Source organism: Streptomyces kurssanovii (assembly GCF_040677245.1).
Classification (GTDB): Bacteria; Actinomycetota; Actinomycetes; order Streptomycetales; family Streptomycetaceae; genus Streptomyces; species Streptomyces kurssanovii.
The window spans coordinates 182,057-207,625 of the sequence record NZ_JBFAQK010000006.1 but is presented as its reverse complement, the minus strand read 5'-3'; the positions used below and the strand labels follow the sequence as shown (position 1 = coordinate 207,625).

The window sequence follows — 25,569 nt, the reverse complement described above, 5'->3', positions numbered from 1 at the left end:
ACTCCACATTTTTTCTTCTCACTGTTTTTTTTTTTTGTTTTTTTTTTTGGGGGGGCGGGGGGGGGGGGGGCGGGGGGGGGGGGGCGGGGGGGGGGGGGGGCCCCCCCCCCCCCCCGGGCCCCTGGGGGAGTCGTCCGGTCCCGCCTGCGCCCCGCCCCTCCGGGCGGGGCGGGGTGCGGTGATGGCACGTGTACGTGGCCCGGGCCCGGCTGCACGGCCGGTACTCGCCGAACCCGCCGCGTCACGCCGGGCCGTCGAGGAGGGCCAGGTGCACCTCGCGGAGGCGGTCCGGCTCCGCGATCACATCGATCTCGGTGATCCTGTCGTCCTCGATCGTGAACTTCAGGACCAGGAAGAGCCGGCCGCGCGGTGCCATCACCAGGCCGACCGAGCCGTTCACCAGGGCCGGTTCGCTGAAGCGGACCCGCTCCGACGCGGCGGACGCACCCCTGGCCACGGCCTCGGCGCCGTGGAACTCGAGCGGCTCCGGGGTCGGGCCGACGGCCCGGTCCGCGCGGAAGACGACATCCGGATGGAGCACGGCGACCAGCGCGTCGAAGTCCCCGCCGCGGGCGGCGGCGAGGAATGCCTCGACGACCCGGCGCTGCCGGGTCCGGTCGGTCTCCGGCTCCGGGGCCGTACCCCTGACCCGGCGGCGGGCGCGGCTCGCCAGTTGCCTGGTCGCGGTGGGAGAGCGCTCGATCATGGGGGCGATCTCGTCGAAGGGCACGGCGAACATGTCGTGGAGCACGAACGCGAGCCGTTCGGCCGGAGACAGCATGTCGAGCACCACCAGCAGCGCCAGCCCGACCGAGTCGGCCAGCAGTGCCTCCTGCTCCGGGTCGGGTCCGTCCGACGTGCCGGCGGCCGAGGGCTCGAGCGGTTCCTCCCGACGCCTTTCGCGGGTGCGGAGCATGTTCAGGCACACCCGTGCCACGATCGTGGTCAGCCATCCGCCGGGGTTCTCGATGTCACTCGTCTCCGCGCGGTCGACGCGCAGCCAGGCCTCCTGCACGGCGTCCTCGGCCTCGCTCGCGGAGCCGAGCATCCGGTAGGCCACCGCGTGCAGGCGAGGCCGGTGCTCCTCGAAGTGCTCCTTCGACCATGCGTGCTCGTCCACTGGGTCTCGTTCCTTCCTCGGGGCGTCATGGAAGTAGACCCCGTGGAGCGTGCCGATGTGACAGCAGCCGGTGGCGGGCGTTTGCGGTAGGGCTTGTTGGAGTCTGTTGGAGAAGTCTCGTTCAAACCCTTGACGACATGCCTGGTTGAGGGTGAGATCCAAGCCTCGCGTTCGGTTGTGTTGGGTTGCAGCCCGAGGAGGCAACATGGCGCAGTTATCGGTGTCCCGGCGGAGTCTGCTGAGGGGCGCGGCGGCAGGCGCCGGCGCGGTCGCGTTGCCCGCGGTGCTCGCCGCGTGCGGAAGCGGCCCCGGAGGCGACGGCAGAACCGTCCGTCTGGGGTCCAACTCCTCGGACCCGGTACCGAAGAAGGCGTTCGCCGCCGCCTTCGCCGCCTACGAGAAGCAGTCGAAGGAAGGGCGGAAGGTCAAGGTCAACACCGTCGACCACAACACCTTCCGAGAACATCAACCGCTATCTCCAGGGCAAGCCCGACGACGTCTTCATGTGGTTCGCCGGCTACCGCATGCAGTTCTTCGCCAAGAAGGGACTGCTGCACGACATCAGCGACATCTGGCGGTCGTACGAGGGCTTCTCCCCGGCGCTCAAGGCGCAGTCGACGGGCGAGGACGGCAAGCAGTACCTCACGCCGTACTACTACTACCCGTGGGCGGTGTTCCACCGCCGGAGCGTCTTCGAGGAGCGCGGGTACGAGGCGCCCCGGACCCTCGACGAGTACATCGCGCTGGCCAGGCAGATGCAGAAGGACAAGCTCGTCCCCATCGCGTTCTGCGACAAGGACAGCTGGCCCGCGATGGGCACGTTCGACTACATCAACATGCGGACCAACGGATACGAGTTCCACCGGCGGCTGATGGCCGGCGAGGAGGCGTGGACCGGCAAGGAGGTCCGGGAGGTCTTCGACACCTGGCGCAGCCTGCTTCCGTACTGCCAGCCCGCGGCCAACGGCCGTACCTGGCAGGAGGCGGCCACCAGTCTGCAGAAGAAGGAGACGGGGATGGCCGTCTTCGGACTCCCGCACCCCGGCCAGCAGTTCCCCGCGGAGGAACAGGGCGACATCGACTTCTTCCCGTTCCCGGTGATCGATCCCGCGCACGGCCAGGACGCCGTCGAGGCGCCCATCGACGGCTTCCTGCTGGCGAAGAAGTCCAAGTCCCTGAAGCAGGACAAGGTGATGGAGAGCGCCAAGGACCTGCTCGCGTGGCTCGCCACGGGTGAGGCCGAGGACATCTACCTCGCGGGCGACCCGAACAACATCGCCGTCAGCGACAAGGCCGACACCTCGAAGTACACCGCGCTCCAGAAGAAGGCCGTGGAGCTGGTCTCCGGCGCGAAACAGATCTCGCAGTTCCTGGACCGTGACACCCGGCCGGACTTCTCCTCGGTGGTGATGATTCCCGCCATCCAGAGCTTCATCAACAACCCGAAGGACGTGGACGGGCTGGTCAACGGCATCGAGCGGCAGAAGAAGACGATCTTCGCCGCCGACTGATGCCCACCGTGAGGGAACGGGAGGCACCGCCCGTGCCGACGAACACCGTCAAGCGACGGCGACGGTTCACCCGCCGCGACGCCTCCGTCATCGGAGTGCTCCTCGGCATACCGGTCCTGCTGGACGTCTTCGTCGTCTGGGGCCCGACCCTCGCGTCCGTGGTGCTGTCCTTCACCAGCTGGGACGGCATCGGGGACATCTCCTGGGTCGGCACGGACAATTACGAGAACCTCTTCACCAACTACCCGGCCTTCTGGCCGGCCGTCCGCCACAACGTGCTCTGGCTGCTCTTCCTCGGGCTCGTGTCGACGCCGTCCGGACTGCTGCTCGCCGTGCTCGTCGACCGGGGCGTGCGGTTCAGCCGTTTCTACCAGTCGGCCCTGTACATGCCCGTCGTCCTGTCGCTGGCCGTCGTCGGATTCATCGCCCAGCTCGTCTTCTCGCGTGACCAGGGCGCACTCAACGCCGTTCTGGGAGGCGGCGGCAACCCCACCGACTGGCTCGGCGACCCCGACCTGAACATCTGGATGATCCTGCTGGCAGCGGCCTGGCGTCACACCGGATATGTGATGATCCTCTACCTCGCCGGGCTGAAGGCCGTCGATCCGTCCCTCAAGGAAGCGGCAGCCATCGACGGCGCGAGCGGGACGCAGACCTTCTTCCGCGTCGTCCTGCCGACCCTGCGCCCGGTCAACATCATCGTCGGCGTCATCACGGTCATCGAGGCCCTGCGCGCGTTCGACATCGTCTACGCCGTCAACAAGGGCCGCAACGGCCTCGAACTGCTCTCCGTCCTCGTCACCGACAACATCATCGGCGAGGCGAGCCGGATCGGGTTCGGCTCGGCCATCGCCGTGGTCCTGCTGCTCGTGTCCATGGGGTTCGTCGTGACGTTCCTGGTCCAGGAGATGCGTGGGGAGAAGAACCGATGACCCTCGACACCGCTCCGCCGCCCGGCCGCACCCGAGCGGTGGCCCCGGCACGGAGCCGGCGCCGTCGTGGGCCCGGCCGGTACGGGGTGCACGCCTTCCTGATGGCCGTGTCGCTGGCCTTCCTCGCCCCGCTGATCCTCGCGGTGTACGCCTCCCTGAGGCCGTACGAGGAGACCTCCGAGCACGGGTACTTCTCCTGGCCGGACAACCTGTCCCTGGACTACTACCAACAGGCCTTCACCGACTCGGGGATGACGAAATACTTCGTCAACACCCTGATCATCGCCGTCCCCGGGGTGCTGCTGGCGCTCTTCTTCGCCTCGTTCGTCGCCTTCGCCGTCGCCCGGCTGCGGCTGCGCGGATCCCTCGTCCTGCTCATGCTCTTCACCGCCGGCAACCTGCTGCCCCAGCAGGTCATCGTCACCCCGCTGTACGTGCTGTTCAACCGCATCCCGCTGCCGTACTGGATGTCCGACTCGATGACGATGTTCGACTCGTACTGGGCCGTGGTGCTGGTGCAGACCGGCTTCCAGACCGGGTTCTGCGTCTTCGTTCTCGCCAACTTCATGCGCACCCTGCCGCAGGAGATCCTCGAGGCGGCGATCGTGGACGGCGCGGGCGTGTGGACCCAGTACTGGCGGGTCACGCTGCCGCTGTGCCGGCCCGCGCTCGCGGCGCTGGGCACGCTGCAGTTCACCTGGATGTACAACGACTTCCTGTGGGCGCTGGTCTTCATCTCGGACGGCGACAAGCTGCCCGTCACCTCGGCGCTGAACAACCTGCGAGGCCAGTTCTTCACGGACTACAACCTGCTGGCGGCGGGATCCGTGATCGTGGCGCTCCCCACGCTCGTCGTCTTCCTGCTGCTCCAGCGCCACTTCATCGCCGGGCTCACGCTGGGCTCCACCAAGGGCTGAGCCTCGGGGCCGTCACCAGTCCCGCTCCGAGCTCTGCTGCTGCGGCACCACGACCAGGAACGCGTCCGCGTCCAGGTCCATCACGACCTCCGCCGCGAGACCCTCGTCCCTGCGGTGGCGGGCGTACTCCTCCGCCTGCCGACTACCCCGCGGATCACCCGCCGGGAACTTCTCCAACACTGTGCGACGCATGACGCACTCCCTCGTCTCTCCCGCTCCAACGACGGTCCCCGGCAGGTGTCACGGCCCGGCCACAGTTGGAGTGCCCGACCGGCCAACCGGTTCCGGTACCGGGTTTGCGTGGCAGGGTGTTGCGGGCAATCCACTGTGGGCTACGGAAGAGGGGGACCCGTGATCGTCTGGATCAACGGTGCGTTCGGAGCGGGCAAGAGCAGTACCGCACGCGAACTGATCGACCTGATCCCGAACAGCACACTGTTCGACCCCGAACTGATCGGCGCGGGCATGCGCCACCTGCTGCCGGCCAAGCGGCTGGCCGAGGTCGGCGACTACCAGGACCTGCCCATCTGGCGGCGGCTCGTGGTGGACACGGCGGCGGCCCTGCTGGCGGAACTCGGCGGTGTGCTGGTGGCGCCCATGACCCTGCTGCGCCAGGACTACCGAGACGAGATCTTCGGCGGCCTCGCCTCGCGCCGGATAGCGGTGCGGCATGTGCTGCTGGCACCTGCTGAAACGATTTTGCGCGAGCGGATAGCCGCCCGTGAAGCGTGCCCGGGCGACGCGGAGGAGAGCGAACGCGTCCGCCGGTGGGCCGTCGGGAACATCGAGCGCTATCAGGCGGCGCTCGGCTGGCTGGCGGGTGACGCGCACGTGATAGACAACAGCCGCCTCGACACCCGGGCGGTCGCCGCGGCCGTCGCCGAAGCCGTACGCACGGGCGCGGCACCGGTCAGCGACATCGTCCAGACGCCCGAACCGGCGGCCGAGACCCTCGCCGCCGGTGTGCTGCTCTTCGACGCACACGACCGGGTGCTCCTCGTCGACCCGACCTACAAGCCCGGCTGGGAGTTCCCCGGCGGCGTCGTGGAGCGCGGCGAGGCGCCCGCCCGCGCGGGCATGCGGGAGGTCGCGGAGGAACTCGGCATCGAACTGGCCGAGGTGCCCAGGCTGCTGCTCGTCGACTGGGAGCCGCCGGAGCCGCCCGGCTTCGGCGGACTGCGGCTGCTGTTCGACGGCGGCCGCCTCCCCGAGGGCGACGCCGGACGCGTACTGCTCCCCGGCTCCGAACTGCGCGGCTGGAAGTTCGCCACCGAACACGAAGCGGCCGCCATGCTGCCGCCCAACCGGTACCAGCGGCTGCGCTGGGCCCTGCGGGCCCGCGAGCGGGGAACGGTCCTCAACCTGGAGGCGGGCGTCCCGGTCGGCGGTTCCTGACCCCTGGAGCCTGCTTCGGACCTTGCTCGGTCCCGAGGGGCATGGCACGCACGGGTGTGACGGGCCGCGTTCGTCGACGTGACGGGCGACTGCGTCGACGCCGGGGCAGGCGGCACCGCTCCGAGAGCGGATGGAGGCGTGGCGGGATCAAATCAGCTGAAGGACCCGCCCCGGAAGGAATGCCATGCTGCTGGAGAACAAGACCGCCATCGTCTACGGCGGCGCTGGAGCGATCGGCTCCGCGGTCGCCCGCGTCTTTGCCGGCGAAGGCGCCACGGTCCACTTGGCCGGACGCACCCGCGCACCTCTGGAGGAGCTGGCCGGCACCATCGCCGGATCCGGGGGGCGCGTCGAGGTCGCCACGCTCGACGCGACCGACCGCGCCGCGGTCGAGCGGCACGCCGACGCCGTCGCCCGGCACTCCGTGGGAATCGACATCGCCTTCAACGCCACTTCCAACGACGACCTCCACGGCACCCCACTGGTCGACATGGCCCACGAAGACGTGCTGCGCCCCGTAACCAAGGCGGTCACCACCCACTTGACTCTGGCCACCGCCGTCGCCCGCCACATGATCCCCCGCCGCACCGGGGTGATCCTGGCCATGGGCGGCGGCCGAGAAGCCATCCCCGGCCTCGGCGGCTCCCATATCGCCTGGTCCGCCCTCGCCGGTCTGTGCCGCCAGCTCGCCTGCGAACTCGGCCCCCACGGCATCAGGGCAGCCTGGCTGCTCTCGCCCGGCTCGCCCGATCCGTCCGTCCCGCCCGAGGACGACCCGGAGGCGACCGCGACGCTGCTCCGCCGCCGGCCCCGTCTCGAAGACGTCGCCTACGCCGCGGCCTTCCTCGCCTCCGACCGCGCGCCGACCATGACCGCCACAGAGGTCAATGTCACCGGCGGCGCTGTCGTCGACTGAACGCACTCGCCGAGCAGTCCCCGTCCCACCTCGCCACGAACCCACGAGCCGCGTCGCACGACCATCACGCCGCTGACCGGCGTCCTCAGCCGGCGGCCGACCCGGCCGCGGCCAGCAGCACCGCGGCGGCGTCCTCGGTGAGCGGCTCCCCGTGCCCGAAGCAGACCGTGGACGGCGCGAGCGACGCGAGGCGGCGCATCGACGCCAGCGCCGCCGCCCGGTCCACGTTGAACACGCCCAGCATCACCTCGCCGACACCGGCGACGCAGTCACCCGTGAACAGCACCCCGTGGGCCGGCAGATGGAGGCCGATCGAGCCATCCGTGTGCCCGGGGGAGTGCACCACCCGCGCACCGTCACCGAAGTCCAGCACGTCGCCGTCCTCCAGCTCGCGGTCCACCCGGGTGGGCGGCGCCGGCGGCACGGTCAGACCGTGCTCGTACAACGGAATCTCCCAGTCCAGCAGGACCGGTTCCGGCACCGGCTGCTCGCCCCGCACCACCGGGGCGTCCAGCCGGTGCGCGAGCACCTCGGCGCCGTACCGCTCCGCCAACTCCCCGGCCGCGCCCACATGGTCGCGGTGGCAGTGCGTGAGGACGATCCGCCGGATGCGCGCCGGGTCCAGCCCGGCGCCACGCAGCGCCCCCTCCATCAGGGGTGCGCTGCCCACGTGTCCGGCATCGACCAGCGTGAGATCGTCGCCGTCGCGCCACACGTACGCCTGACCGATCGGGAAGCGGAACATGTACAGCCGCGGCGACACCTCGATGAAGTCCATGCGGCGAACCTACGCAGGCGCACCGGCCCGCCGCACGGATCTCTGCTCTCGGCAGATCCCGGAGGTCAGCTCCGCTTCGACCGGGCGTAGTTGCCCAGGAACAGCGCCTCCGTGACCGACATCCGCTCGAGCTCCGAGGGCGACACGCTCTCGTTGACGGCGTGGATCTGCGCCTCCGGCTCGCTCAGGCCGATCAGCAGGATCTCCGCGTCCGGGTACAGGGCGGCGAGCGTGTTGCACAGCGGGATCGAGCCGCCCATGCCCGACGCCTGCATCTCCTCACCCGGGTACGCCACCTTCATCGCCTCGGCCATCGACGCGTACGCGGGGCTCGTCACATCCGCACGGAAGGCCTGGCCCTGGCCGATCTGCTCGACCGCCACCCGCGCGCCCCACGGCGTGTGCGCCTCCAGGTGCGCGGCCAGCAGCTTGTGCGCCTCCGCCGCGTCCTGGCCCGGCGGCACCCGCAGGCTGATCAGCGCCCGCGCGGACGCCTGGACCGACGGCGTCGCGCCGACCACGGGCGGGCAGTCGATGCCCAGCACGGTCACGGCGGGACGGGCCCAGATCCGGTCGGCGACCGTGCCCTCGCCGATCAGACCCACCCCGTCGAGCACCTTGGCGTCCCTGCGGAAGTCCTCCTCCGGGTAGGCGAGCCCGTCCCACGTCGCGTCCGCCGCGAGCCCGTCCACGGTCGTGGAGCCGTCCTCGTCCCGCAGCGAGTCGAGCACCCGGATGAGTGCGGCCAGCGCGTCCGGGGCCGCGCCGCCGAACTGCCCGGAGTGCAGATTGCCCCCGAGGGTGTCGATCTGCACGCGCAACAGCGTCATGCCGCGCAGGCTCGCCGTGACCGTGGGCAGACCGACACGGAAGTTGCCCGTGTCGCCGATGACGACGGCGTCCGCGGCCAGCAACTCCGGGTGTGCCTCGGCGTACTGCTCCAGACCGCCTGTGCCCTGCTCCTCCGAGCCTTCCACGATGACCTTGACGTTCACCGGCACGCCGCCGTTCGCCTTGAGGGCGCGCAGCGCGAGCAGGTGCATGATGAAGCCGCCCTTGCAGTCCGCGGCCCCCCGCCCGTACCAGCGGCCGTCCCGCTCCGTCAGCTCGAACGGCGGCGAGATCCACGCCGCCTCGTCCAGTGGCGGCTGCACGTCGTAGTGCGCGTACAGCAGCACGGTCGGGGCGCCGACCGGGCCGGGCAGGAAGCCGTAGACGGACTGGGTGCCGTCGGGCGTGTCCAGGACGGCCACGTCCGTGAAGCCCTCCGCGGTCAGGGCCCCCGCCACCCATGCGGCCGCAGCCTCGCACTCGCTCTTCGGGAACTGCGCCGGGTCCGCGACCGACTGGAACGCCACCAGTTCCGCGAGCTCCGCCTTGGCGCGGGGAAGCAGCGACGCGACGGTTTCTGCGATCGGTACGGCGGTCATGGGCACGCTCCTCGAGGGCACGACGTTGTGCGATGTGTGTACGGCGAATGTGTGGTCGATCCTCCCACAAGGGGTGGGAGGCGACCGCGCCGTAGGATGCCGTCGAGAGCTTGGGCCACAGGTCGGATCGGGAGCAGAAGTACATCGTGAGCAGCGAGAACGATGCCACCGGAGCAGAGGCGGCAAATGAGCTTGGCGACCCCGTGTGGGACGTCGTCGTGGTCGGCGGAGGGCCCGCGGGGGCGTCGGCGGCCTACGCGGCGGCGGTGACCGGCCGCAGGGTGCTTCTGCTGGAGAAGGCCGAACTGCCCCGCTACAAGACCTGCGGCGGGGGGATCATCGGACCGTCCCGTGACAGCCTGCCGCCCGGCTTCGAACTGCCGCTGCGTGATCGGGTGCACGCGGTGACCTTCTCGCTCAACGGCAGGCTGGCCCGCACCCGCCGCTCCAAGCGGATGCTCTTCGGCCTCATCAACCGCCCTGAGTTCGACGCCGGTCTGGTCGAGCAGGCGCAGAAGGCCGGAGCGGTGCTGCGCACCGGCGCGACGGTGTCCCGCGTCGAACAGCACGGACCCGCCGTGCCGGACCGGCGCACGGTCGCCGTGGTGCTGTCGGACGGGGAGACGGTCCTGACGCGCGCGGTCGTCGGCGCCGACGGCAGTGCCGGCCGGATAGGCGCACACGTCGGTGTGAAGCTCGACCAGGTCGATCTCGGGCTCGAGGCGGAGATCCCGGTCCCGGCGACGGTCGCGGAGGACTGGGAAGGGCGGGTCCTCATCGACTGGGGCCCGATGCCCGGCAGTTACGGCTGGGTGTTCCCCAAGGGCCGGACGCTGACGGTCGGTGTGATCTCGGCGCGCGGCGAAGGGGCTGCCACCAAGCGGTATCTGGAGGACTTCATCGCCCGGCTGGGGCTCGCCGGCTTCGAGCCCGCCATTTCCTCCGGTCACCTGACACGCTGCCGCAGCGACGACTCGCCGCTCTCCCGCGGCCGGGTCCTGGTCTGCGGCGACGCGGCCGGGCTGCTCGAGCCGTGGACCAGGGAAGGCATCTCGTTCGCGCTGCGCTCCGGGCGGCTCGCGGGGGAGTGGGCCGTACGGATCGCGGAGGCCCACGACGCCGTCGACGCGCGCAGGCAGGCGCTGAACTACGCGTTCGCCGTCAAGTCCGGGCTCGGGGTCGAGATGGCGGTCGGGCGGCGGATGCTCACCGTCTTCGAACGGCGGCCGGGACTGCTGCACGCGGTCCTGACCGGGTTCCGGCCCGCATGGAAGGCGTTCGCGGACATCACCCGCGGCTCGACGACGCTGGCCGGCCTGGTGCGCACGCACCCGCTGGCGCGGCGTGCGCTGGACGTCCTGGACAAGCGGGCGGCGTCACAGCCCGCGCCGTGAGCCCTCCCGGGCGCGCCGGTCGCGGTGGGCGGCCCGGCCTCGGCTCACGCACACCGAGCGGTACGCGGCTGCGCGTGGCCGGCAGTCCGGCCCGCCGGTGGGGGCACCGGGTGTCGCACGGCGGGGAATCCGGCACGGCCGGGCGCGCACCGCGGTCGCGGCACGCACCCTGGTCGCGGCGCGCGGCGCGCGCCGCGCGGCCCCGGCCCGGTCCGGTGCACCGCTGGGTCCGGCCGCACCGCCCGTCTTGGCGCGCGTACCGGTGCGGGCCGGCGCAGGCGTTCGCACGGGCGTCACCCCGTGACGGTGATCCGGAAGACGGGGTGCCGGTGGGCCGCCGCGAGCAGCTCCTCGTCCGTGGACCGGGCGTCGACCTCGCCGAAGAAGCGGCCGACCTCCCACCCCCAGCGCTCGAGGTAGGTGCGCAGCAGCTCCGGCTTCTGGTCGTCGGGGAGCTCCACGGCGGTGAACTGCTGCGTTCTGCGGCCGACCTTGAGCTGCCCGCCACCGGCGGCGCGGAGGTTGCGTACCCACTGGGAGTGGCCACGGGCGGAGATCAGGTACGGGCCGCCGTCGTAGGGCAACGGGTTGACGGGGATGGCGCGCCACTCCCCGCTGGTCCGGCCGCGGACGGAGAGCTCCGCCGTGCCCATGAGGCTGATGCCCCGGCGGGCGAGCCAGCCGACTGCGTTGTTCAGGATCGTGTCGAACCGGCTGGGCTTGATGTAGTGCGCCTGCGGCATGGCGTTCTCCCCTGTGCTGGACCGGTTCGTCCGGTGTCCTGATCCGTGACCGGCGATTCATTTCGAGAGCGGTGCTCTCGCTTGAGATCAGTGTGCACGCTGGATGACAGCAAAGCAAGAGCACTGCTCTCGTTGTTGGCTACTGCTCTGGAACGTGACAGAGTGTCCCACCATGAGCACCATCCGAGGGGCCAGGGAACGGGCCCGCACCGAGATCACCGCCGCCATCAAGGACGAGGCCCGCGCGCAACTCGCCGCAGAAGGCGCGGCCAAGCTCTCCCTCCGCGCCGTCGCCCGCGAACTCGGCATGGCCTCCTCCGCCCTCTACCGCTACTTCCCGAGTCGCGACGACCTGCTCACCGCCCTGATCGTCGACGCCTACGACTCCGCCGGCGCCGCCGCGGAGTCCGCGCTCGCCGCGGCCCCGCCCTCGGCCGGCCACCGCGCCCGCTGGACCGCGGCCTGTTCCGCCGTACGGGACTGGGCCCTCGACCACCCGCACGAGTACGCCCTCGTCTACGGCTCACCCGTCCCCGGCTACAGCGCACCCGAGGACACCATCGCCGCGGCCTCCCGAGTCCCCCTCGCGCTCGTCTCCGTCGTCCGCGACGCCCACCGCACGGACGGTCTCGCGCTGCCGCCGCTGTCCGCCGGGCTGCGCGCGGAGGCGGAGCGCATGGCCGCGGACATCGCCCCCGACCTGCCGCCGGCCGTCGTCGCCGCGATGGTCGCCGCATGGTCGCACGTCTTCGGGACGATCTCCTTCGAGCTCTTCGGCCACTTCAACAACGTGGTCGCGGACCGGAAGGCCTTCTTCGAGCACACCGTCACCCGGATCGCCCACGAGGTGGGACTGCGGGCTCAATCCGCCGGCACGCCGCCGGACAGCAGCGCCGGATCCTGACGCGGACCGGGCTCTTGGAGGCCGTCGGCCCACGGCGGCGTACTCCCCAGGGAGTACGCGTGACCGCCACGCCCGGCTGACGCCCGTGGGGACCGTGCCGGTCTAGCGTGGCCGTATGGAACAGCAGCACACCGGAGACCACGGAGGTCCGCCCTGGTCACGCGGCGGGCCGCCGTGGTCCCGGGGCGGTCCGCCGTGGAGGCGGGCCTTCGAGGACCGGCACGACAGCGCACGCGTCCCGTGGCTGTCGACCCTCGCCCTCGCCGTCTTCGTCATGGTCGGCACGGGCTTCGCCGCCGAGGGGCAGCAGGACACCCGCGAGCCGCTCGACGTGTTCGCGCGGGTCCTCCTCCTCGCCGGCCCGGCGCTGCTTCTGCTGCGCAAGCGGTATCCCGTCGCCACCGTCTTCGGCGTGTGCGCCGTCGCGTTCGTGTACTTCGCCGCCGGCTATCCGTACGGGCCGGTCTTCCTCACCATCGCCGTCGCATGCTTCGCCGCGATCGTCGCGGGGCACCGGCGCGCCGCCTGGTGGGCCATCGGCCTGCTCTGGGCCGGGCACCTGCTGATCGCGCACTGGCTGTACCGGTACCTGCCCCCGGGCGGTGACGACGCCGCCCCCTGGGGCCAGGAGGTGTTCATCACCGCCTGGGTGATCGCGATCGTCGCCGCGTCCGAGCTGGTGCGGGTGCGGCGCGAGGTCTGGGCACGGGAACGTGCCGAGCGCGCCGCCGCGGAACGACGCCGGGCGGACGAGGAACGGCTGCGCATCGCCCGCGAACTCCACGACGTCCTCGCGCACTCGATCTCCGTCATCAACGTCCAGGCGGGGGTCGGCCTCGCGCTGCTCGACTCCGACCCGGAGCAGGCCCGCAGCGCCCTGACCACCATCAAGGCGGCGAGCAAGGAAGCCCTGGGCGAGGTACGCCAGGTCCTCGACACGCTCCGCACCCCCGGCGACGCGCCCCGCGCCCCCGCCCCGGGCCTCGACCGTCTGCCGGAGCTGGTCGAACAGGCCGCCGGCGCCGGCCTCACCGTCGACGTCGAGCGGGTCGGGGAACCGGCGGCGCTCGCGCCCGGCACCGACCTGGCCGCCTTCCGCATCGTCCAGGAGGCCCTGACCAACGTCGTGCGGCACTCGGGCTCACGCACCGCCCGCGTGCGGATCGCGTACTCGCCCGGCAGGCTCGCCCTCCAGATCGACGACGAGGGGCCCGCGACGGGGTCCGACGCCGGCGGCAGCGGCAACGGTCTGATCGGAATGCGGGAGCGGGCCGGCGCGCTCGGTGGCACCATCGAGGCGGGTCCCCGGCCGGACGGCGGTTTCCGGGTCCTCGCCGACCTTCCCGTGCAGGCCAAGGAGTCGCAGTGATCCGTGTCGTGCTCGCCGACGATCAGATGCTGGTCAGGGCCGGCTTCCGGGCGCTGCTGGACGCCCAGACCGACATCGAGGTCGTGGGCGAGGCGTCCGACGGCGAGGAAGCGGTGCGCCTGGTGGGCGAACTGCGCCCGGACGTGGTGCTGATGGACATCAGGATGCCGCTCATGGACGGCCTGGCCGCCACCCGCCGGATCACGGGCGACGACCGCCTGGCGGACGTGAAGGTGGTCGTGCTCACCACTTTCGAGCTCGACGAGTACGTCTTCGAGGCCATCCGCTCGGGCGCCTCCGGTTTCCTGGTGAAGGACACCGAACCGGAGGAACTGCTGCGCGCGGTAAGGGCGGTGGTGGAAGGGGACGCGCTGCTGTCGCCCGGCGTGACACGCCGTCTGATCGCCGAGTTCGCCGCCCGCTCCAAAGGCCCCGCCGAGGCCCAGGGGCTCGGCGAACTCACGGAACGGGAACGGGAGGTCATGGCCCTGGTCGGCATCGGCCTGTCCAACGAGGAGATCGCCCGTCGTCTGGTCGTCAGCCCGCTCACCGCCAAGACGCACGTCAGCCGCACCATGGTGAAGCTCGGTGCCCGCGACCGGGCCCAACTCGTCGTCCTCGCCTACGAATCGGGCCTGGTGCGCCCCGGCTGGCTCGGCTGAGACACGGCCCGCCGCGGGTTTCCGCGAACGCCGCCCGGGAGGGGCGTGCAAGCACCTGGACCTCTGGGCGTACATCCGGCACCTCGGTGTCGACGACCGGGACGCCGTGCGTCACCTCGGTGGCGACGATCGGAACACCGTGAGTTCGGGACCGGACATGGCCGCGCCGGAGGAGGGTCTCTCCGGTCACGCCGTAGTGGCGTTCGCCGGAATGGTGACCCGCAGGCGGGCGCGACGGCGATACGGACGGATCCGTACCCCCGGCCCGCCGCCCCCGTGCTGAGCTGGGGATTCGTACTGGACGGCAGGAGCCGTACGGGCGTACCGTCCGCAGGCGGCCGCCCGTGTGTGCGTCCGCTCGCGTCCACGCGAGGGGCCTCTGGGGAGGGGTTCCCGTCCATTCACTTTCTGGGGGGCTGCTCCGCCATGCTGCTCTGTTCCGACTGCCGTAGACAGACGGCGCCGACCGAGGACGGTCGCTGTGCCGACTGCCTGTTCACCAAGGCGGCCGCGGGAACGGCGGCGGTCCCTTCGTCCTTGACGCCCGCCCCGGTGCCGGCCGCCGCGCTGCCGCGCTCGCCGCTCGGGCTGGGGCGCGCCGTGATGGTCCTGCTGGGTCTCGTGGTGCTCACCGACATCGCGTCGATCGGTGCGCTCCTCAATATGCGCGCGCTGTTCGCGGACACCGAGTTCAAGCCGTTCGCCACGTACACGGTGGAGGAGGGCGAACAAGCGGACCAGCTCATCTACTGCACCACCTCTTTCCAGATGATGGCCTTCCTCGTCACCGCGGTGGTCTTCATCATCTGGTTCCACCGCGTCACGAAGAACGCGGCCCTCCTGGCGCCCGATGTGCTCACGCGCGGCACGGGCTGGGCGATCGGCGCATGGTTCATTCCGATCGCCAACCTGTGGATCCCCCGAAGCATCGCCGCGCAGGTCTGGACGGCGAGCCGTTCCCTGCCGCACGCGGGCGACGAGCACCAGCCCCGTACCCCGGTGAACCTGTGGTGGGCCGCCTACCTCGGGAGCTGGCTCGTCATGAAGGTGGCCGAACGCCGGTATGTGGCGGCAGAGGCGCCGCTCGACGTCGTGTCCGCCACCGAACTGCTCGTCGCCGCCGAGGCGTTGGACATCATCGCCGCCGCGCTCGCGGTCCGGTTCGTCCACAGGCTCACGGCCATGCAATGCGCCGCCGCGGCATCCCGGCCGAACGCACCCCTCGCCCCGGCCACCGTTCCTGACAAGGAGCGCCGGGGCGGCGGCCATCGCTGACCGCGACCGCCCCGGAGTGAGCGCCGGGACTACGACCAGGTGATGCCCGACTGCTCCCGCCACAGGCGCGCAAGCCCGGCGTCACCGGTGACGGACACGGCGTCGAGGGGAAGCCGGTTCCACAGCGTCAGATACAGGCGCTCCGCGGTGCCGCTGACCTCGCAGTCGGCGGGGCCCTCCTCCGTGCGTCCGGTACGCGGCGGCTCCGGGGACAGCCGTACGGTCCACACGTCGCCCGTGTCCGTGGTCCTGACGCGCAGCACTCTGGGCGTCTCGGTGCGCACCCGGCTCTTGCCCCGGGCGTGGAACGCCGACAGCAGTTCGTCGATGCCGTCCACGGCGAACTCGGGCGCGACGTCACCCGGGTCGCCGCCGGCCGCGGACCGGGCGTCCGCACGATGGACGGCCGTCTCATGGGCCTGCCGCCGTGCCCAGAAGTGGAGCGGCGACGGCGCGGGCAGGAACGACCAGCAGTCCACGTCCGGCGGAGCCTCGCTGAGTGCGCCCACCAGCAGCCCGTGGCCCTCGCGGAACCATTCGAGCAGCTCGTCGCCGTCGAGATCCGGTTCACCGGCGTCCGGGCGGTACTCGGTGCAGCCCTCCGCGACGAAGACCGTCGCCCAGCGGTGCACCATCCCCGTGTGCCGCAGCAGGTGGCGCACCTGCCACGCCGGGCAGGTGGGCACCGCGGCGTCCGGCCCCGCCTCCTCGGCGGCGAGGGCCATCAACTGGCCCTCCTGGACGAGCGACTTGATCAGGGCAGAGGTCTCCATGACGCCGATTGTGCCAGCGGACCGCCCTGCTCTCGAGGGGGCGCCGTCAGACAGCGGGCGGGCGGATCGCGCCCGTCATGCTCCTCCGCAGCCGGGTGAAGGCGCCGAGGGCGGTCCGTCGTGCGTGCATGGCTTTCTCCCGTGTGATCGCGGTTCCATGCCGCGACGGCCGGACCGGGCAGCCAGAGCAGCGCTACTCGACCGCCTTGTGCACGGCGGCGCCACGAGCGCCGTACGCGATCGCCGCGGCGCAGGCGGCGAGCACGGCCACCGTCGTCAGCGCCACGGGCAGCGAGAACCAGTCGGCGAGGAAGCCGATCGCGGGCGGGCCGAGCAGCATGCCGCCGTATCCGAGGGTCGACGCGGCGGCGACACCGCCGGGACCCGCGAGCTCGCCGGCCCGTCCGACGGCCACGGGGAAGATGTTCGCCAGGCCCAGCCCCGCGACGGCGAAACCGGCCAGGGCCACCCACACCGAGCTCCCGAGGGCGCCGATCAGCATGCCGACGGCGGCCGTCGCCCCGCCGAGGACGAGCGTGCGGGTCTGGCCGAACCGTTCGAGCATCGCCGTGCCGCTGAGCCGCCCGACGGTCATCGTCAGCGCGAACAGGGAGTAGCCCGCGGCGGCGAGACCCGGGTGGGCGTTCAGGTCCTGCTCGAGGTGCAGCGCGCTCCAGTCGGCCATCGCACCCTCTCCGTACGCGGTGCACAGCGCGATCACGCCGAAGAGCACCACGAGCCGGCGGGTGCGGCCCTCGAGGCGGCGCGGTGCGGGGGACGCCGTCGGCGTCCCGGCCGTGGGCGCGGGGTGGCGGAGCAGTAGGGGCCCGGCAACGGCGGTGACCACGAGCCCGATGCCGGTGAGGGCGAGCAGGTGGACGGTGGGGGACAGGCCCCCCGCGACGAGGCCGCCGAGACCCGCGCCGAGCATGCCGCCGAGACTGAACGCCGCGTGGAAGCCGGGCATGACGGGCCGTCGCATCGTCCGGACGAGATCGACGGCGGCGCTGTTCATGGCGACGTTGATTCCGCCGTAGGCGGCGCCGAAGACGAGGAGTACCAGGCCGAGCGCCGGTGCGGAGTGCGTGAGCGGCGGCAGTGCCATGCTCAGGGACAGCAGCACGGCACTGACGACGGTGACGGAGTGGCTGCCGAAGCGACGGCAGAGCCGGCCGGTGAGGGTCATCGTGACGACGGCGCCGGCCGAGACCCCGAGGAGGGCGAGGCCGAGGTCGCTCGCGGACGAGCCGGTCTGCTGCTTGATCGCCGGGATGCGGACGACCCAGCCGGCGAAGAGGAAGCCGTCGAGGGCGAAGAAGACGGTGAGGGCGACGCGGAGGCGGGACAGGGAGACGGGGGCGGGGTCTCCGCCGGGTCCGCCCGGTACGACTGTCCGGAGTTTGTTTAGTAGCGGCACAAAGTGAGGATAGGGGGTACGGCCGGTTCCTTTCAAGGCGGCCGGATTCCCCGCACGGCAGCGCTCGCACCTCCGGGATCATGGGAGACTCGCCTCCATGAACGGCAAGGCGACGACCACCAGGACGAGACTCGAGAGGGGCCGCAGTGCACTCGGCCCCGCCCTGGAGCTGGTTCACACCGGACGTGCGCCCACGCGTGCCGTGCTCACGGCCGAGCTCGGTGTCACCCGCGCCACCGCCGGGGCCGTCGCGGCGGAACTGGAAGCGCTCGGACTGATCCGCGTCGACTCCCGGCCCGGCGCGGCGGCCGGCTCGCAGGGCCGCCCCTCCCATCGGCTGTCCGTCGACGACACCGGCCCGGTCGTCCTCGCCGCACAGGTGCACGCCGACGGGTTCCGCGCAGCACTCGTCGGTCTCGGCGGCCGGATCGTCGCCACCGCACCCGGCTGCGTCACCGTTCAGGCCGACCCCGCCCAGGTGCTCGGCGAGGTCGTCGACGCCGGCGCCGAACTGCTGCGCCGCAGCGGCCGCCGCTGCGTCGGCGCCGGACTCGCCGTGCCGTCCGCGGTCGCCGAACCCGAGGGAACCGCACTGAACCCGCTGCACCTGGCCTGGCCGGCCGGGGCTCCGGTGCGGGAGATCTTCGCCGGGCGGGTGAGTGCGGCGGGCATCACGGGACCCGCCTTCACCGGCAACGACGTCAACCTCGCGGCCCTCGCCGAACACCGGCACGGCGCCGGCCGGGGCGCACAGCACCTGCTGTGCGTCGCCACAGGCCACCGCGGCGTCGGCGGTGCCCTGGTGCTCGACGGGCGCCTGCACAGCGGAAGTTCCGGACTGGCGCTCGAGGTCGGGCACCTCACGGTGAACCCGGAGGGCCGCCCGTGCCACTGCGGCAGCCGGGGCTGCCTCGACGTCGAGACGGACCCGCTCGCCTTCCTCACCGCGGCCGGCCGCAACCCCGGCCCGGAGGTGTCCCTGCTGCAACGGGCCAGGGACCTGCTCCGCGAGGAGTACGGCGACCCGTCCGTGCGCGCCGCGGCGGAGGAGCTCATCGACCGGCTGGGGCTGGGGCTTGCCGGCCTCGTCAACATCCTCAATCCGGACCGCATCATCCTGGGCGGTCTGCACCGGGAACTGCTGGACGCCGACCCCGACCGGCTCCGGGCCGTGGTCGCCGACCGCAGCCTGTGGGGCAGAAGCGGCGGCGTCCCCATCCTGGCCTGCACCCTCGACCACAACAGCCTCGTCGGCGCGGCGGAACTCGCCTGGCAGCCGGTCCTCGACGACCCGTTGGGCGCGCTCGCCTGACGGCACGGCCCGAAGACGCCCGCCGGTTCCGTCCGGACACACGCACCTCCGCCGGCCCGCCCCGGTGCTCCCTTCCGCCCGCGCCGCCCGGGCCCGTTGCCCGGCGCCGCCGCCCGGTCCCGTCACCCGGGCCGTGTCGCCCGGCCGCTCACGCCGGCCGTGTCGCCCGGCCGCGTCGCCGGGGCCGTGTTGCCCGGCCGGCGGCCGCCGCTCGGCGGCCCCCCGTAAGCCAGGAGCACCGGGCGGCCGCGGGCGGGGGCCACCCGTCCGGAGGCACACCGGCCGGTTCGTCGGCGGTTTCGGGTAGGCCACGACATGTGAGCTACGACCCCGCCCGCCCGCACCGTCTGCTGCGTCTGTGGCGCAAGCTGGCCGAGTCGCCTCTCGGGGTCGGCTGGAGCCGTGGCCGCCGACTCGAACTGATGCACCGTGCCATGGGCTTCGCCGCACTCGGCTTCCTGACGCTCGTGCCGCTGCTCATCGTCGTCGCGGCCACCGACCCCGCGAGCGGCCAGGGCTTCGCCCGGTGGATGAGCCAGGCGCTGGGGCTCGCGGAGTCCTCGCAGGACGAGGTGGAGCGGCTGTTCGGTCTGCCGCGCCAGGCGCTGCAGCGGACCACCGCCTTCGGTCTCGCCGCGCTCGCCGTCTTCGGGCTCACGTTCGGCTCCGCGGTGCAGACCACGTACGAGAAGGTCTGGGACCTGCCCGCCGCCCGCTGGCACACGATGTGGCGGCATGTCGTGTGGCTGGGGATGCTGATCGTCTACCTGATGATCTTCGTGAGTACGCCGCTGCCGGGGGAGTCGCTGCTGTCGGCGGCGATCGGGGCGATCGGGGACCTGGCGGGCACGGTGCTGTTCTTCTGGGCCTCCCAGCGGGTGCTGCTCTGCGGGCGGGTCCGCTGGCGGGCATTGCTGCCGGGGGCCGTCGCGACCGCCATCGCCCTGCTCGGGCTGCGGGTCTTCTCCCAGCTGGTCTTCTCGCCGCTGATCGCGTCGAACGCCGTGACGTATGGCCCGTTCGGCACGGTTCTGGTGGTCCAGTCCTGGCTCGTGGGCGTCGGAGTGGTCGTCTACGGCGGCGCGATCGCGGGGCGCGTCGGCCATGAGATGTGGGCGAGGTGGCATCTGGCGCGCAAGGGCGGGGGCCCGCCGCATCGGTGATCACCAGTGCCGGCCGCGCGGCAGCGCCGCGCGCTGCGGCTGCGAGAGGTGCAGCACCTGGTAGCGATCGCCGTCGGCCCCCGGCCGGTCGTCGGCCCAGAGCGTGACGTGGAGGAGCTCCCAGTGGCGCGGGTCAACGGCGAGCGCGGCGCAGACGACCCCGTCCAGCGCGGCGAGCCGCTCCGTCTCCCGTACGGCCTCGTCCACCAGCGCGGCGGGCGCGGCGCCCGGTGTCAGTGCGAGGCGTCGCCGGACGGCGGTGCGCGGGCGGCGCCCCGCGGCGGGGCCCTCGTGGTAGGCGAGTCCGGTGAAGTGCCGCACCTCGGGCCGCCCGAAGTCGTCGACGATGCCCTGGAAGCCGGGGCCCCACAGGAAGCGGTTCATCCCCTCCGGCGCCGCCCACAGGTACAGCGGCGCGTACTGGTTCACCGGCGAGTCCGCTCCGCGTTCCCGCACCAGGTAGGCCTTGAGCCCGAGGCCCGGGAAGTCGTCGAGCAGATGCCCTCGTGTCGCGACCCGCTCGCGGATGATCCCCATGTCGTAGTCGGCGGGAAGTGTGATCTCGTACTGCATCACCTGCATGCCGCGCTCACCCCCTGTCCGCGTCGGAGGGCTTCAGCAGGGCGAGCAGTCCCCTCACTCCGGCGTCGAAGGCGGCAGGAGAGCCGGACGCGCGTGCCAGTACGTAGCCGCCCTGCACGGTGGCGACGATCGTCGCGGCGACGTCGGCCGGGACGAGCGCCGTGCTCAGCTCGCCACGTTCCCTGCCCTCCTCGACGATCGACGCCAGCCGCCCGCGCAGCCAGTCGATCGTCTCGTCGACCGGTGCCCGCAGCCGGTCGTCCGCGATGACGTCCGGGTCCATGGTCAGCCGGCCGACGGGACACCCGCGCAGCACGTCCCGCTCACGCAGCAGGTAGCCGGCGAGGCGTTCGTACGCGGTGCCCGGTCCGTCGAGCGAGGCCGCGGCTGCCGCCCGCAGCTCGTCGGCCGTGCGCCGGACGGCCGCCAGCGCGAGGTCCGGCTTGCCCGCGAAGTGGTGGTACATGCTGCCCTGGCCGGCACCCGCGAGCTGCTGGATCGCCTTGGGGCTGGTGCCCACGTAGCCGCGTTCCCACAGCAGCTCGCGAGTGGCCTCGATCAGCCGTTCGGAAGTGCTCATGAGGCCACTGTACATACCAGTAGGTACAGAAGTCACGTGCAGAGGGGAAGCAGCCGCGCGCGGCCCGCGTACTCCGCGGGTGGTACGCACACTGCCGCTGGCCGTACGACGACCCGCACCCCCTGCCGGCGGGAGCCTCGAAGCGAACAAGGAAACGCACCCCATCGCCACCGAGGAGCTGATCGAGATGAACGCGCTCGCCTACGACGGGCCCGGCCCGTGGATCCTGTTCTTCCCGCTGATCTGGGCTGCCGTCGTCGTCGGAGCCGTCACCGTCCTGCGCCGCACGGGCATCTGGCGCGCCCGTCCCGCGCGGTGGCAGGGCACCCGCCCGCCCGTCGCCGAGAGTTCGCCCATCGCCGTCCTCGGCCGCCGCTTCGCCGCGGGCGAGATCGACGAGGAGGAGTACTGGCTGCGCCTGTCGGTCCTGGAGGAGCAGTTCGGCCGCGTCTCCAAGGACGGCGCGGCATGACCGGCACCGTCACCACCGGGACGGACACCCGGACCGCCGCCCGGGTCGTCGACGCCGTGAAGGTCTACGGCAGCGGCGACACCGAGGTGAGGGCCCTGGACGGGGTGAGCGTCGCCTTCACGGCCGGCCGCTTCACCGCGATCATGGGGCCCTCGGGCTCGGGCAAGTCCACGCTCATGCACTGCGCCGCCGGGCTCGACACCCTCACGTCGGGCTCGGCGTTCATCGGCGACACCGACCTCGGTGGCCTCGACGACCACCGGCTCACCCTGCTGCGCCGCAGGCACGTCGGCTTCGTCTTCCAGGCCTTCAACCTCCTGCCCACGCTCACCGTGGCGGAGAACATCACCCTGCCCATGGACCTCGCCGGGGAGCGGCCCGACAGCCGGTGGCTGGACGCGCTCATCGACACCGTCGGACTGCGCGACCGGCTGCACCACCGGCCGAGCGAGCTCTCCGGAGGCCAGCAGCAGCGCGTGGCCGTGGCCCGCGCCTTCGCGGGCCGACCCCAGGTGGTCTTCGCCGACGAGCCGACCGGGAACCTCGACTCCCGCTCCGGCGAGGAGGTGCTCCGGCTCCTCGCCGGCACCGTCCGCCGCACCGACCGCACGGTGGTCATGGTCACCCACGACCCCGTCGCCGCGGCCCACGCCGACGAGGTCGTCTTCCTCTCGGACGGACGTCTCGTCGACCGCATGGAGGCTCCCACGGCAGAACGGGTCCTCGACCGTCTCAAGGCCTTCGACGGCACCCGGCACGGAGACCCGGAGGTGTCGCCATGACCACCACCGGCGCCTCCCTGCGCCTCAGCCGGACGTCCCTGCGGGCCCACAAGCGCCGCTTCGCGGGCACCTTCACCGCCATGCTGCTCGGGGTCGCCTTCCTGACCGGCACGCTGGTCATGGGCGACACGCTGCGGGCGAGTTTCGACAGCCTCTTCGCCGGAGCCACCGGCGGTACGGACGCCGTCGTACGCAGCTCCGCCGTCGTCACCGTCTCCGGCGACGCCCAGGGCACCCGGCAGCCGGTGAAGACCGACCTCGTCGCCCGGATCGAGCGGATCCCCGGCGTCGCCGCGGCGGAACCCGACATCCGGGGCGCCGGCCAGCTCATGGGATCCGACGGTGAACCGGTCGGCGGACAGGGTCCGCCCACCGTCGCCGGCAACTGGATCCCCGACCCGGAACTCAACCCGTACCGGCTCGCGGAAGGACGCGCACCGGCCGCGAGCGGCGAAGTGGTGATCAACCGCGGCGCCGCCGACGACGGCGGGCTGAGGATCGGTGACACCACCGTGCTGCGAACCCCCGACCCGCTGCGGGTCACCGTCGTGGGCCTCGCCGCCTTCGGCGGCGAGGACGGCATGGGCCGGACCACGTTCACCGCGATGACCCTGGCCGACGCCGAGAAGTACCTCACCCCGAGGCCCGGCGAGGCGGCGTCCATCCAGGTGCGGGCCGGCCCCGGAACCAGTCAGCAGGAGCTCGTCGACGCGCTCGGAGCCGTACTGCCCGACGACGTCGAGGCGATCACCGGGGAGCAGTCCACGCGGGAGAACCAGGAGATGATCTCCGGTCAGTTCCTGAGCCTGTTCACCACCTTGCTGCTGGTCTTCTCCGGCATCGTCCTGTTCGTCGCCACCTTCTCGATCCACAACACCTTCGCCATCGTCATCGCCCAGCGCACCCGCGAGAACGCGCTGCTGCGGGCGCTCGGCGCGTCCCGCCGGCAGATCGTCGGCGCCACCCTCGTCGAAGCCGCCGTCGTGGCCGTCGCGGCCTCCGCCGCGGGCCTGCTCGCCGGCATCGGCATCGCCGCCGGACTCCAGGCGCTGTTCCCGGCCATCGGATTCCCCTTCCCCGACGGCGCCCTGAAGGTCAGCGGCGTCTCGATGCTGCTGCCTCTCGCCGTCGGCCTGCTGGTCTGTCTCGGCTCCGCCCTGATGCCCGCGGTCCGCGCCGGACGCACGGCGCCGCTGGCCGCGTTGCGCGAGAGCACCGTGGAGGACCCGGCGGCCTCACGGAAGCGGGCGTTCGCGGGCGGCGCCCTGGCACTCACCGGGATCGCCGCCGTCCTCACCGGCGTGCTCGCCGTCCCCTCGGTGACGCTCGCCGCGACCGGTGCGGCGCTCGTCCTCGCCGCGTTCGTGACGCTCGGTCCCGTCGCGGCAGGCCGTGCCGTACGCGTCATGGGCCGCCCGCTGGACCGGCTGCCAGGAGTGTCGGGCCGCCTCGCGAAGCGCAACGCCCTGCGCAGCCCCAGGCGCACCGCGGCCACCGCCGCCGCGCTCATGATCGGCGTCGCCGTCGTCTCGCTGTTCACCGTCTTCGGAGCCTCGCTCAAGGCGACCATGGACCAGACGGTCTCCCGGTCCTTCGCGGGCGATGTCGCGGTGAGCGCACCGGCGTTCGGTGCCGGCGGGAGCGGCCTGAGCCCGAAGCTCGCCCCCGCGATCGAGGCGCGGCCCGAGGTGCGCACCGCGGTCGGACTCGGTCAGGGTGTCGCGGAGGTGGACGGCGTGGGACGCCGGCTGACCGTCACCGACCCCGCCGCGCTCGCGGACGCGTTCGAACTCGGCGAGGTGCGGGGCTCGCTCTCCGCGCTCGGTAAGACCGGTCTCGCCGTGGCGGACACCGAAGCCGACGAGCACGGCTGGCGGCCCGGCTCCACCGCCGAGCTGACGTTCACCGACGGCACCCGGCAGACCTTCACCGTCCGGGCCGTCTACGAGGAGTCGGAACTCACCGGCGACTACGTCATCACCCGAGAGGCGTGGGCGCCGCACCGTGGCCAGGACTCCGACACGCTGGTCTCCGTCACCTTCGCGGACGGCGTGAGCACGGCGGACGGTGCGGCAGCGGTCGAGAGGACCGCGGCGGACTTCGGCAATCCGGAGGTGCAGACCCGTGACGAGTACGCGCAGAGCGCTGCCGGGGGCATCGACATGATGCTCACCCTCGTCTACGCGCTGCTCGCCCTCGCCGTCGTGATCGCGCTGCTCGGCATCGCCAACGCCCTCACGCTCGCCGTGCACGAACGCACCAGGGAACTGGGGCTGTTGCGTGCCGTCGGGCAGACCAGGTCACAGCTCCGGTCGATGGTGCGCTGGGAGTCGGTGCTGGTCGCGGCGTTCGGTACGGCCGGCGGTCTGGCACTCGGCGCGCTGCTGGGCTGGGTGCTCGTCGAGGCGTCGGAGGGATCGGGCGGGACGCCGTTCGCCTTCGCGGTCCCGCCGCTGCAGCTCGCAGCCGTGGCGGCGGTCGGTCTGGTGGCGGGGGCGCTCGCGGGCCGGCGGCCCGCACGCCGCGCCGCACGCCTCGACGTGCTGCGCGCCATCGCCGCGGAATGAGACGCGGCCCCTTGCCCGCCCGGTCAGCCGGCAACGGCCGACCGGGCGGCAGCCGTCTCCGTCTCCGGAACGACCGGAAGGATCTCGGCCTCCGGCGCCCCGGTGAACGGGCCGATGGTCGTCGCCCCGTAGACCGCCGCACCGGGCGGCATGGTCACGGCGGGGGAGGAGGCCGGAAGGGTGAACCAGACGACCTTGCCGCTGTCGCCGTGCGGTCTCACGCCCCAGCTCTCGCTCATGGCGGCCACCAGAGCCAGGCCCCGTCCCGAGGTGGCGGACGTGCCGAACCTGCGCACGGTCGGCATCCGGGGATCGTGGTCGTGGACGGACACCGTGAGCCGGTCGAGCAGCAGCTCGACGTCCACGGTGCACATCTTGTCCGGCTGAGCATGCCGGTGGACATTGGTCAGCAGCTCGGTGACGCCCAGCGCCGCCTGGTCGATCAGAGGATCGAGATGCCAGTAGCGCAGTTGCGCCGAGATGATTCTGCGGACCTGACCGATCCGCGACGGCAGGGCCTGGAGCTCCACCGTGCAGTGCCTGCTTGGCTGGCTGATCACGGCTGCGACTCCCCG

24 protein-coding genes and 1 pseudogene are annotated in these 25,569 nt (G+C 72.2%); 15 read left to right on the top strand and 10 right to left on the bottom strand.

Annotation, left to right across the window (positions count from 1 at the left end; genetic code table 11):
- Positions 1-241: 241 nt before the first annotated feature.
- Positions 242-1,120, bottom strand: a complete 879-nt coding sequence (locus AB0K36_RS07805; protein ID WP_364589763.1) for a sigma-70 family RNA polymerase sigma factor — start codon at positions 1,118-1,120, stop codon at positions 242-244.
- Positions 1,121-1,340: 220 nt separating this feature from the next.
- On the opposite strand from AB0K36_RS07805, the pseudogene AB0K36_RS07800 reads away from it, so the two are divergent.
- The 3 genes and pseudogenes from AB0K36_RS07800 to AB0K36_RS07790 all read left to right on the top strand — a co-directional run bounded on the left by AB0K36_RS07800 (position 1,341) and on the right by AB0K36_RS07790 (position 4,480).
- Positions 1,341-2,631, top strand: a pseudogene (locus tag AB0K36_RS07800) (ABC transporter substrate-binding protein).
- The gene (locus tag AB0K36_RS07795; protein ID WP_364589760.1) at positions 2,631-3,563 is read left to right on the top strand and encodes a carbohydrate ABC transporter permease; all 933 of its coding nucleotides are present in this window, start codon (positions 2,631-2,633) and stop codon (positions 3,561-3,563) included. Before AB0K36_RS07800 ends, AB0K36_RS07795 begins: the two are co-directional and overlap by 1 nt.
- Complete coding sequence (locus AB0K36_RS07790; protein WP_364589757.1) at positions 3,560-4,480, top strand: carbohydrate ABC transporter permease; 921 nt, start codon at positions 3,560-3,562, stop codon at positions 4,478-4,480. The genes AB0K36_RS07795 and AB0K36_RS07790 overlap by 4 nt, the downstream gene beginning before the upstream one ends.
- A 12-nt stretch (positions 4,481-4,492) precedes the next feature.
- Here AB0K36_RS07790 and AB0K36_RS07785 read toward each other — a convergent pair whose 3' ends face one another.
- Positions 4,493-4,672, bottom strand: coding sequence for a DUF8839 family protein (locus AB0K36_RS07785; protein ID WP_189469776.1), 180 nt, complete (start codon positions 4,670-4,672; stop codon positions 4,493-4,495).
- A gap of 159 nt (positions 4,673-4,831) precedes the next feature.
- Between AB0K36_RS07785 and AB0K36_RS07780 the strand changes: the two genes are divergently transcribed.
- On the top strand, positions 4,832-5,875 hold the full coding sequence (locus AB0K36_RS07780; protein ID WP_364589754.1) for an NUDIX hydrolase: 1,044 nt from the start codon (positions 4,832-4,834) through the stop codon (positions 5,873-5,875).
- A 184-nt stretch (positions 5,876-6,059) separates the two neighbouring features.
- Positions 6,060-6,791 carry an SDR family NAD(P)-dependent oxidoreductase gene (locus tag AB0K36_RS07775; protein ID WP_364589751.1) on the top strand — a complete coding sequence of 244 codons (732 nt, stop codon included), beginning with the start codon at positions 6,060-6,062 and terminating at the stop codon, positions 6,789-6,791.
- 85 nt (positions 6,792-6,876) lie between these two features.
- Here AB0K36_RS07775 and AB0K36_RS07770 read toward each other — a convergent pair whose 3' ends face one another.
- Together AB0K36_RS07770 and AB0K36_RS07765 are read right to left on the bottom strand one after the other, a co-directional pair.
- A complete protein-coding gene (locus AB0K36_RS07770) occupies positions 6,877-7,569 on the bottom strand; it encodes an MBL fold metallo-hydrolase (RefSeq protein ID WP_364589748.1) in 693 nt (230 codons plus the stop codon).
- Between the two features lie 65 nt (positions 7,570-7,634).
- The gene (locus AB0K36_RS07765) at positions 7,635-8,999 is read right to left on the bottom strand and encodes a dipeptidase (RefSeq protein WP_364589745.1); all 1,365 of its coding nucleotides are present in this window, start codon (positions 8,997-8,999) and stop codon (positions 7,635-7,637) included.
- Between the two features lie 146 nt (positions 9,000-9,145).
- Between AB0K36_RS07765 and AB0K36_RS07760 the strand changes: the two genes are divergently transcribed.
- Positions 9,146-10,393, top strand: a complete 1,248-nt coding sequence (locus tag AB0K36_RS07760; protein WP_364589744.1) for a geranylgeranyl reductase family protein — start codon at positions 9,146-9,148, stop codon at positions 10,391-10,393.
- Positions 10,394-10,686: 293 nt separating this feature from the next.
- Here AB0K36_RS07760 and AB0K36_RS07755 read toward each other — a convergent pair whose 3' ends face one another.
- A complete protein-coding gene (locus tag AB0K36_RS07755) occupies positions 10,687-11,136 on the bottom strand; it encodes a nitroreductase family deazaflavin-dependent oxidoreductase (RefSeq protein WP_364589741.1) in 450 nt (149 codons plus the stop codon).
- Between the two features lie 172 nt (positions 11,137-11,308).
- Between AB0K36_RS07755 and AB0K36_RS07750 the strand changes: the two genes are divergently transcribed.
- From AB0K36_RS07750 to AB0K36_RS07735, 4 genes are all read left to right on the top strand, one after another.
- The gene (locus tag AB0K36_RS07750) at positions 11,309-12,040 is read left to right on the top strand and encodes a TetR/AcrR family transcriptional regulator (protein ID WP_364589738.1); all 732 of its coding nucleotides are present in this window, start codon (positions 11,309-11,311) and stop codon (positions 12,038-12,040) included.
- 115 nt (positions 12,041-12,155) lie between these two features.
- A complete protein-coding gene (locus AB0K36_RS07745) occupies positions 12,156-13,409 on the top strand; it encodes a sensor histidine kinase (RefSeq protein ID WP_364589735.1) in 1,254 nt (417 codons plus the stop codon).
- Entirely contained in the window at positions 13,406-14,071 is a 666-nt protein-coding gene (locus tag AB0K36_RS07740) for a response regulator transcription factor (RefSeq protein ID WP_364589732.1), read from the top strand. Before AB0K36_RS07745 ends, AB0K36_RS07740 begins: the two co-directional genes overlap by 4 nt.
- A 426-nt stretch (positions 14,072-14,497) precedes the next feature.
- Positions 14,498-15,346, top strand: coding sequence for a DUF4328 domain-containing protein (locus AB0K36_RS07735; protein WP_364589729.1), 849 nt, complete (start codon positions 14,498-14,500; stop codon positions 15,344-15,346).
- A 29-nt stretch (positions 15,347-15,375) separates the two neighbouring features.
- On the opposite strand, the gene AB0K36_RS07730 is transcribed toward AB0K36_RS07735, so the two are convergent.
- Positions 15,376-16,119 carry a maleylpyruvate isomerase family mycothiol-dependent enzyme gene (locus tag AB0K36_RS07730; RefSeq protein WP_364589726.1) on the bottom strand — a complete coding sequence of 248 codons (744 nt, stop codon included), beginning with the start codon at positions 16,117-16,119 and terminating at the stop codon, positions 15,376-15,378.
- A gap of 193 nt (positions 16,120-16,312) precedes the next feature.
- Entirely contained in the window at positions 16,313-17,536 is a 1,224-nt protein-coding gene (locus AB0K36_RS07725; RefSeq protein ID WP_364589723.1) for an MFS transporter, read from the bottom strand.
- A gap of 97 nt (positions 17,537-17,633) precedes the next feature.
- Between AB0K36_RS07725 and AB0K36_RS07720 the strand changes: the two genes are divergently transcribed.
- Positions 17,634-18,848 (top strand): ROK family protein, encoded by a 1,215-nt coding sequence (locus tag AB0K36_RS07720; RefSeq protein ID WP_364589720.1) that lies wholly within the window; start codon positions 17,634-17,636, stop codon positions 18,846-18,848.
- Positions 18,849-19,165: 317 nt separating this feature from the next.
- Positions 19,166-20,011 (top strand): YhjD/YihY/BrkB family envelope integrity protein, encoded by an 846-nt coding sequence (locus tag AB0K36_RS07715; RefSeq protein ID WP_435877810.1) that lies wholly within the window; start codon positions 19,166-19,168, stop codon positions 20,009-20,011.
- On the opposite strand, the gene AB0K36_RS07710 is transcribed toward AB0K36_RS07715, so the two are convergent.
- Positions 20,012-20,593, bottom strand: a complete 582-nt coding sequence (locus AB0K36_RS07710) for a DUF4865 family protein (RefSeq protein ID WP_364589717.1) — start codon at positions 20,591-20,593, stop codon at positions 20,012-20,014. It lies immediately after the preceding gene.
- Between the two features lie 7 nt (positions 20,594-20,600).
- Positions 20,601-21,188 carry a TetR/AcrR family transcriptional regulator gene (locus AB0K36_RS07705; RefSeq protein WP_364589715.1) on the bottom strand — a complete coding sequence of 196 codons (588 nt, stop codon included), beginning with the start codon at positions 21,186-21,188 and terminating at the stop codon, positions 20,601-20,603.
- A gap of 172 nt (positions 21,189-21,360) precedes the next feature.
- Here AB0K36_RS07705 and AB0K36_RS07700 point away from each other — a divergent pair, with 172 nt between their 5' ends.
- The 3 genes from AB0K36_RS07700 to AB0K36_RS07690 are packed head-to-tail and all read left to right on the top strand — an operon-like array spanning position 21,361 to position 24,994.
- Entirely contained in the window at positions 21,361-21,645 is a 285-nt protein-coding gene (locus AB0K36_RS07700) for an SHOCT domain-containing protein (protein WP_364589789.1), read from the top strand.
- Positions 21,642-22,427 (top strand): ABC transporter ATP-binding protein, encoded by a 786-nt coding sequence (locus AB0K36_RS07695; protein ID WP_364589712.1) that lies wholly within the window; start codon positions 21,642-21,644, stop codon positions 22,425-22,427. Before AB0K36_RS07700 ends, AB0K36_RS07695 begins: the two co-directional genes overlap by 4 nt.
- A complete protein-coding gene (locus AB0K36_RS07690) occupies positions 22,424-24,994 on the top strand; it encodes an ABC transporter permease (protein ID WP_364589709.1) in 2,571 nt (856 codons plus the stop codon). The genes AB0K36_RS07695 and AB0K36_RS07690 overlap by 4 nt, the downstream gene beginning before the upstream one ends.
- 23 nt (positions 24,995-25,017) lie before the next feature.
- Here the strand turns inward: AB0K36_RS07690 and AB0K36_RS07685 are convergent, their stop codons facing one another.
- On the bottom strand, positions 25,018-25,554 hold the full coding sequence (locus AB0K36_RS07685) for an ATP-binding protein (RefSeq protein WP_364589706.1): 537 nt from the start codon (positions 25,552-25,554) through the stop codon (positions 25,018-25,020).
- Positions 25,555-25,569: the final 15 nt, after the last annotated feature.